Source organism: Methanolacinia paynteri (assembly GCF_000784355.1).
Taxonomy (GTDB): domain Archaea; phylum Halobacteriota; class Methanomicrobia; order Methanomicrobiales; family Methanomicrobiaceae; genus Methanolacinia; species Methanolacinia paynteri.
The window spans coordinates 2,569-9,804 of record NZ_KN360935.1 but is presented as its reverse complement, the minus strand read 5'-3'; the positions used below and the strand labels follow the sequence as shown (position 1 = coordinate 9,804).

The following is a 7,236-nucleotide window of genomic DNA, read 5'->3' as shown; positions in this document are numbered from 1 at the left end:
TCTGCCTTAATCTGTATATCAGCAACTCTTATAGCTTATACAGTCTTAGTTATTAGAGCAGTTCTCGTGAGGGCTTGTGGCCTAGCCTGGATATGGCGTTAGCCTCCTAAGCTAAAAGTCAGGGGTTCGAATCCCCTCAAGCCCGTTCTATAACTCTCTTATAGCTTTTATATACAGTATTCCTGTTTTTTTATATGAAATCTCGACATACTGGCCGGATCTGCGTTAATTGCATTAAATCCACGAAAATATAATTTGATTTTTTTTATAGATTTGACTTTGCCGCGATTTAGTGGTGATCCTAGTCAGATCCAGAGAGATTTCTCTTTGTTACTGTACAGATGATGTAGTAATATGGTATCCTTAATGGCGATTTCACAACCGAGCACCGGACGTCTGGAAACGGGGTAAAAAGGGACAGATACTCCTGTTCATTTCTTATATATGCTCCCCTGTCCATTTTTAGTGCGGTTTTATTGATGAAACTCAATGAATTATCATATACATTGTCTACCGTTACTATTTTCCCGTTCTCTTTCAGGCATTCATACCCCTTCATAAGCATACTGGTTGCCTCATCTGTTGAAAGATGATGAATGACACCTGTTGCGATGACTATGTCAAAATTTTCGGCCAGATTGTCATATATGTCATCTGAGACCTCTCCAAGAATGAAGGTTCCTTTTTCTCCGTATCTTTCCTTTGCAGCTTCGATATATTTTTCATTATAATCCAGTCCCGTATATGCAACATCCTGAGGAAGATAATTGAAAATATTTGCCGGCCCGCATCCGATATCAAGTAATTTGTCCCCGCTTTTAGGTTTTATGTATTCATCGATCATCATAGTGAAAGTGCGGTCCGAACCGAGAATTTTCATTGCGGACGAATAAATTACCGGATGATTTAAGGTTTTTTTTATCGAACTGAAGATCTCCATATTTAACCCTTTTAATTATTCTGGATTGTAATTAATTATTATTTTAATGGCAGGTCATAGTTTAATCATGCGATTATGGCTCTGGTTATCAGGTGAATGATTTGTTATCCTGGTACTATACACGGCACCGGCTGAAGTCCTCTACAAGTTGAAAATCACAATGCCTGCAACAATGACAACCACCCCGGTAATTATCCATCCATTGACTTCTTCTTTCAGCAATATCCATGACAGTAAGGTTACCACCACAAAATTAAGCGATGCGATTGCATAGAACAGTTTCAGCGGAACCTCAATCATCGCAATTACCGAGATTACGGTTACCAAAAGCAGAATGGCGTATGCACTTAATGTGTAAATGTTCAGGTATTCTCCAAACAACCTGTTGTCAGCCCTGCCTTTTAACGATCCTGTCTTTAGGAGAACCTGACTTATTCCTGTTAGCAAAACCGTCATAAAGACAAGCCCCAGTGAAACTATCATGTATTAATGTGCCCCGTTGCCTTCCGTGAGACGATTGTTATTCCGACAGATATCAGGACGAGACCCAGGATATTAGTCATCGTTATTCCTTCCTGAAAGAGGACTGCCGAGGCTATAAGGACTACAAAACTGACCATACTTATGAACGGATATGCATATGAAAGCGGATAATAAATTAGCGCCTGCTGCCATACAACAGCCTGGAGGAACATGCAGACCAGTGCCAGAATATAAAACAGGTTTGACATTATAGAAGCGAGATTGATACCTGCCAGGGTTATTGCAGCGTATTTAAAAAATATGCCTGCAGATGCCTGAAAAATTACTGCAAGAACGATAAAGGAGAAATAGATCCATTTCGGCCTAAACATACATTTCTCCGATAACATATTGCTGGCCGTAAGAGACTTCAGTTAAAATCCTGCGAAGGTATTCCCCTATAACTGCAATTGACAGAAGAGTCAGGCCTCCGAGAAGTGTTATGGCTACTATAAGAGAATTCCATCCCATTAAACCATATGTCGGGTCCATCATGAAGTGCCCGAGTATGTATAATCCGTAACAAATGCTTAGAACACTTGAAACAATTCCTATTATACCGACGATAAATAATGGGATATTTGAATAATTTATAATCAGATTCAGGAAGAGCGCCATGTATTTTCGAAAATGATAGTTTGATGATCCGACTTTGCGGGGATGATGATCTACAATAATGTTGGTAATCTTGTTAACCGGGACGCTTTTACTGACCAGAGCTGGCAGGAATATATATGATGACCTGATGGAGATCATGTTTTTAACTACATCTGATGAAAATATTGCAAAACTTGTAACCGACAGACTTGCGGGTATATCGAGTATGGAATGAATGAAATTCTGAAACCTTTTGCTGAAAAAATTTTCCAGCCTGCTGTGTTTTTTTATTTCATACCTTCCATAAACGACCGAATAACCCTCCTGAATTTTGCTGATGAGTTTGGGTATTTCTTCAGGCGGATGCTGAAGATCATCATCCATAATGACAATGTAATCTCCTTCGGCATAATGGAGTCCGGAGAGCGTAGCATTATGCTGACCAAAATTTTTTAAAAGGTGGATTACTTTTATCCTGTTATTCTCATTGTGGATCTTTTTCATCAAGGTCCAGCTGTTATCGTTACTACAGTCGTCAACGAGTATAATCTCGTAATCGTAACCAGGGATTAGATCTTCAAATGTTTTTATCAGCCGGTCAGTTAATTCGATAAGGGTGGATTCACTGTTATATATGGGAATAACTATAGATAGTTTCATATTAATCCTTTTAACTGATGGATTGAATTTATATAGACTTATATGCGGGATTCTATTTAATATTTCATTAATTTAATGCATTTTTTTATATCATGTGAAATTTTACCCGAATTTTAAATTATTTCATGCACCTTTGAATAAAAGAATTTGAATTGTATTATAAAATTATTATATCTGCAAGGCCGGAATATGTTAGTTCCCGCCTCTGAATTCTCTTGAATCCCCGGTCACCCTGGCAGGAATGCCTACAGCTACTGAATACGGAGGGATATCCCTGGTTACTACACTTCCGGCACCGATAATGCTGTGATGGCCGATTTTAACGCCTTTAAGAATTACGGCATTTGTACCGATAAATGAATATTTCCCAACAATAACCGGTTTGTAAGAGATATCTTCCTTGTTAATCTCCCCGTTAACAATTCTTTTCTCATTTATACAGCGCCATTCAGTTGAATGGGACATTATTTTCGCACCCGAACTTACTTCAACGCCATCTTCGATTATTAAACCGCCTGTCCCGTCTATCACGGTAAAATAGCCGATCCACACGTTCTTTCCAATTGTCGGCTCACCCATTATTATACAGAAATCATTGTACTCTTTACCTTTTCTGTTCATTTAACCTCCATCTCACCTGGCATTTCATTCAGTTCAGTTATGATCATGCCATTTCCTTACCAAATCAATAACTCTTGTTATTTCATCATCTGATAGCTCGTAGTACATCGGCAGCCGGATCAGCCTTGCACTCAAATCTTCCGTCAGTGGTAATGAAATCTCCCCGTAATTCCTGTGGTAGTAGGTAGACATATGCAAAGGAACATAATGGAACACTGCATAAACACCATTTTCTTTTAAGTAGGCAAGGAGTTCATCTCTCTCCCGTTCAGAGTTCATCAGTATATAGAAGAGATGATTGTTTGACTCCGCAAATTCGTTGATAACAGGCAGCCGCAAAAAATCTTCCTTTTCCAGTTCTGCCAGTCCATTGAAGTACCGTTCGTGTATGTGTCTTCGTTTTTGCTGAATTTCGTCAAGATTCTCCAATTGGGCCCATAAAATTGCAGCGGAGATATCTGACGGAAGGTAGCTCGATCCGATATCCACCCAGGAGTATTTATCAACCTCCCCGCGGTAAAATTTGCTCCTGTCTGTTCCTTTCTCCCGGAGAATCTCAGCCCTTTCTATAAACCCGGGATCATTTATGACAATCGCACCGCCTTCACCCATCGAGTAATTCTTTGTTTCGTGGAAACTATAGCAGCCGAAATGGCCGATGGTTCCAAGATATCTGCCCTTATATTTTGCGTTGACACCCTGTGCCGCATCTTCAACGACATACAACCCGTTTTCGTCTGCAATTTCGTTTATTTTATCCATTTCACAGGCGACGCCACCATAATGAACGGGTACAATCGCACGTGTTCTTTTTGTGATCAGCGCTTCGATCTTGTCCTCGTCGATATTGAGGTTGTCACTTCTGATATCACAAAAGACCGGCCGTGCGCCACGCAGGACAAAGGCGGTGGCAGTTGATACGAATGTATATGAAGGCATGATCACTTCGTCTCCGGGCTGAATGTTGATCAGGAGTGCTGCAAGTTCAAGAGCATGGGTACAGGACGGTGTGAGGAGAATTTTTTCAGCAGAAAATCTCTTTTGCATAAAGTTGGTGCAAAATTTTGTGTATTTGCCGTCTCCGGAGATCTTTCCCTGCTCAAAAGCGTCCTGGATATAGCTGAATTCATTGCCGAAAAGAGCCTGCCGGTTAAATGGAATCATATTATATTTCACCTTCGGATCTTGAGATTCTTTTTAAATGTCTTCTATACTCGGTAATTTCGTAGCGCCTGCTGTTCTCTGTGGATTCCTTATTCCTAATACATCCCGTATTGTATGTAGTCTCTTCAATACGTTCAATACAGCCCCTTTCTCCTTTGGATTTTTCTGGAAAGCTGAAGCCGGCAGGGAATCCGTCATGATTCTGCTAATACTTATTTTTCCGATTGTTGTGTTAAAAAATATGTGATTCCAGTTTTATATCTCTATGGTCTTTTGAATTTGCCCGCGATCTGTGGCCTGGAGAGATTCCCGGTAACAATCACGAATTTTATTGAATAAAAAACTATTTACTAACAAAACCATTAATAAATCTTACATGGATTTAATGCGCTGGGTATCGAAATTAAAAGATGAATATGGTTCTTTGCCGTATGTAATCGTCCCCTTTCTAATTATTCTGGTTGCTTTTAATTATGTGATTCTTAATAAAAATTTACTGGTTGGTGACTATAAGGATATTTTATCGGTCTATGAGCCGAATGTCTTCTTCGCCGCCAATCCGCTGTCATTGTGGAATAATTTGTGGCTGTCGGGTATGCCCGATATCTCAAATTTCATGGCAGACAGACTGTATCCCTTGTCTTTCCCTTTCTATTATATTTTTAATGATGTTTTCATTGTCAATTTTGTAGTAATTCTCCATATTCTCATTGCGTTTTTTGCAATGCATAAATTCAGCACCTTAGTTACAAGCAGAAAGGAGTTTTCATTCTTAATATCTCTTTTATATGTATTTTCCGGGCTGATGCTGTCCCGTGTATACGCAGGTCATATCTTTTTTGTATTTGCATATGCCTGGATACCCTTGTTATACTATTATTTCGCTAAAATATTATATTTAAAAGAGAATGAGGTAAAAAATTATATATTTTTGATATTGCTCAATTGTTTACTGCTGGCAATGGGGAATGTCTACAATATCGCCTTTGCATATCTGATCATTTCAATCTTTATCCTGTATTATATTGTTAAAACAAAGAAAGTGCTTCATTATCTGGCGGTATTACTTATTCCAACGATATTCAGCATAATGATATTGGGTATCAAAGTAATTCCTGCACTTGGATTTTCTGATAATATTGTTCGTATAGATGATATTGAGATTCTGGCGGGGGGTGGATCATTAGAAAACAACCTTTCTTCATTATTGTTCGGAACTCCTATTGATGTAGTTTCTTCGTTCTGGTTACCGGAAAGCTGCGCTTTAATCGGAGTAATCTGTGTTCTTTTTGCAATAGTCGGTTTGGTCTTCGGAAAAAAGGAAATTGCAGTCCCCTCAATAATTGCAATTTGTTTTTCCTTTATATGGGCTGACGGCGGGAATAATCTTCTCTGGTTTATACATTATCTGCCAGGATTGGATAACCTGAGATGCCCGGGAAGAATTTTCGGTCCATTGTTGCCGTTAATCTTACTGCTGGCAGTATATGGCCTGGATATATTATACAAACTTCCGGAGAATTCTAACAAAATTTCTCTTTCAGGCGAACAGGGATATAATATTAAACTGCTAGGGGGTTTGCTGATCCTCGTTAAACTTCTAGAACTGCCTTATCAGACGGTACCTGATTTCACTTCAATAATTGCATTGCTATTGGTGGTAGTGTTTATTGTATTGCTCTACCTGGAGAAATTCTCTGAAAAAACATTAAAATATTATCTTGTTCTGGCTTTGTTACTTAATCTGATAGTATTGATCATTCTGAATTCGGAAATGATATTATCAATAATTCCGGTATTCTTGGTGATTGCGCTTATTGTAATAATCGCCCTCTTCAGCGGTGATAAAAAGATCTTCTCTAAAGAACCGAAGAACCAATATGCTCTATTGCTTCTGGCTTCTTTTTTGGTAGTCTCTATGGCAACCCTGACGTTAATTTCGCCGGCAAACGGGTCGATAGAGATGAACCCGCACCTGGATACCAGTCCTGCGAATGAGATCTCGTATAAAATACTGGAAATGGGTTCTGATAATCCCCAGATATGGGCATACACCTATGGATGGGAATACTATCACCAGGATTTTAATTATATACTTATGAAGAATGGGATTCATACACTCAGGGGTCATTATCCTTACGTTCTCAAATCTTCCCTGCCTGCCGCCATAAATATTGGAAATACTACGTATTACACCGCCGATTATATTATTGATACTTCCTATCTGGAAAATGGTAATCAAAACATCCCCGAATATACATTTAAAGTCGAAAATATCTCCGTCTATAAAGCCGAAGAAGTCTTGCCAAATGCATTTGTCGTCCGGGAGGACACCATGGTTCCCGCGAAAATAACGGAGTTCTCTCCTGACGAGGTTGTCATCGAAGGCGACTTCAGGGAGGGGGATTATGCGGTACTGAAGACTGCTTACTATAACGGCTGGATAGTTAATGATCGGGATGCCGTGCCGATTGGCAATATGGTTGGACAGGAGTTGATGTCCGATACGGACAAAGTTACCTTCAGGTTCGATCCTGTGGATGTCAAATATGGTATAATTGTAAGTATTATAGGAATACTCCTTCTAATTGTTGTAATACTTAAGAGGCGGAAAATAGAATCCTATATGGGTAAATTATAGATTGATCTATATTATTTTATTATTTAAATTTTTATTTGTTCATTTATTTCTGTTTTTAAAATATCTGATCTGGAATTCTTGATCTTCCTTT

The 7,236-nt window shown here is 38.9% G+C and carries 7 protein-coding genes and 1 tRNA gene; 2 read left to right on the top strand and 6 right to left on the bottom strand.

Annotated elements, in window-relative coordinates:
• The first annotated feature begins 70 nt into the window (after nt 1-70).
• Nucleotides 71-145: transfer RNA gene (locus METPAY_RS09280), tRNA-Arg, on the top strand.
• Between the two features lie 156 nt (nt 146-301).
• Here METPAY_RS09280 and METPAY_RS09275 read toward each other — a convergent pair.
• The 6 genes from METPAY_RS09275 to rffA all read right to left on the bottom strand — a co-directional run bounded on the left by METPAY_RS09275 (nt 302) and on the right by rffA (nt 4,504).
• Nucleotides 302-880, bottom strand: a complete 579-nt coding sequence (locus METPAY_RS09275; protein WP_169743656.1) for a class I SAM-dependent methyltransferase — start codon at nt 878-880, stop codon at nt 302-304.
• Nucleotides 881-1,081: 201 nt separating this feature from the next.
• Nucleotides 1,082-1,396, bottom strand: coding sequence for a hypothetical protein (locus METPAY_RS09270; protein ID WP_157199053.1), 315 nt, complete (start codon nt 1,394-1,396; stop codon nt 1,082-1,084).
• Nucleotides 1,397-1,419: 23 nt separating this feature from the next.
• Nucleotides 1,420-1,794 carry a DMT family transporter gene (locus METPAY_RS14260; RefSeq protein WP_052418756.1) on the bottom strand — a complete coding sequence of 125 codons (375 nt, stop codon included), beginning with the start codon at nt 1,792-1,794 and terminating at the stop codon, nt 1,420-1,422.
• Entirely contained in the window at nt 1,787-2,719 is a 933-nt protein-coding gene (locus METPAY_RS09260) for a glycosyltransferase family 2 protein (protein WP_048151686.1), read from the bottom strand. Before METPAY_RS09260 ends, METPAY_RS14260 begins: the two co-directional genes overlap by 8 nt.
• Before the next feature lie 192 nt (nt 2,720-2,911).
• Nucleotides 2,912-3,340, bottom strand: coding sequence for an acyltransferase (locus METPAY_RS09255; RefSeq protein WP_048151684.1), 429 nt, complete (start codon nt 3,338-3,340; stop codon nt 2,912-2,914).
• A gap of 33 nt (nt 3,341-3,373) precedes the next feature.
• On the bottom strand, nt 3,374-4,504 hold the full coding sequence (gene rffA, locus METPAY_RS09250) for a dTDP-4-amino-4,6-dideoxygalactose transaminase (RefSeq protein WP_048151681.1): 1,131 nt from the start codon (nt 4,502-4,504) through the stop codon (nt 3,374-3,376).
• Between the two features lie 376 nt (nt 4,505-4,880).
• On the opposite strand from rffA, the gene METPAY_RS09245 reads away from it, so the two are divergent.
• Entirely contained in the window at nt 4,881-7,145 is a 2,265-nt protein-coding gene (locus METPAY_RS09245; RefSeq protein ID WP_157199052.1) for a hypothetical protein, read from the top strand.
• Nucleotides 7,146-7,236: the final 91 nt, after the last annotated feature.

What these genes read in the sequence shown, in the direction of transcription:
- METPAY_RS09275 (WP_169743656.1), bottom strand. Translation starts at nt 880, where the DNA reads ATGAAAATTCTCGGTTCGGACCGCACTTTCACTATGATGATCGATGAA.
- METPAY_RS09270 (WP_157199053.1), bottom strand. Translation starts at nt 1,396, where the DNA reads ATGACGGTTTTGCTAACAGGAATAAGTCAGGTTCTCCTAAAGACAGGA.
- METPAY_RS14260 (WP_052418756.1), bottom strand. Translation starts at nt 1,794, where the DNA reads ATGTTTAGGCCGAAATGGATCTATTTCTCCTTTATCGTTCTTGCAGTA.
- METPAY_RS09260 (WP_048151686.1), bottom strand. Translation starts at nt 2,719, where the DNA reads ATGAAACTATCTATAGTTATTCCCATATATAACAGTGAATCCACCCTT.
- METPAY_RS09255 (WP_048151684.1), bottom strand. Translation starts at nt 3,340, where the DNA reads ATGAACAGAAAAGGTAAAGAGTACAATGATTTCTGTATAATAATGGGT.
- rffA (WP_048151681.1), bottom strand. Translation starts at nt 4,504, where the DNA reads ATGATTCCATTTAACCGGCAGGCTCTTTTCGGCAATGAATTCAGCTAT.
- METPAY_RS09245 (WP_157199052.1), top strand. Translation starts at nt 4,881, where the DNA reads ATGGATTTAATGCGCTGGGTATCGAAATTAAAAGATGAATATGGTTCT.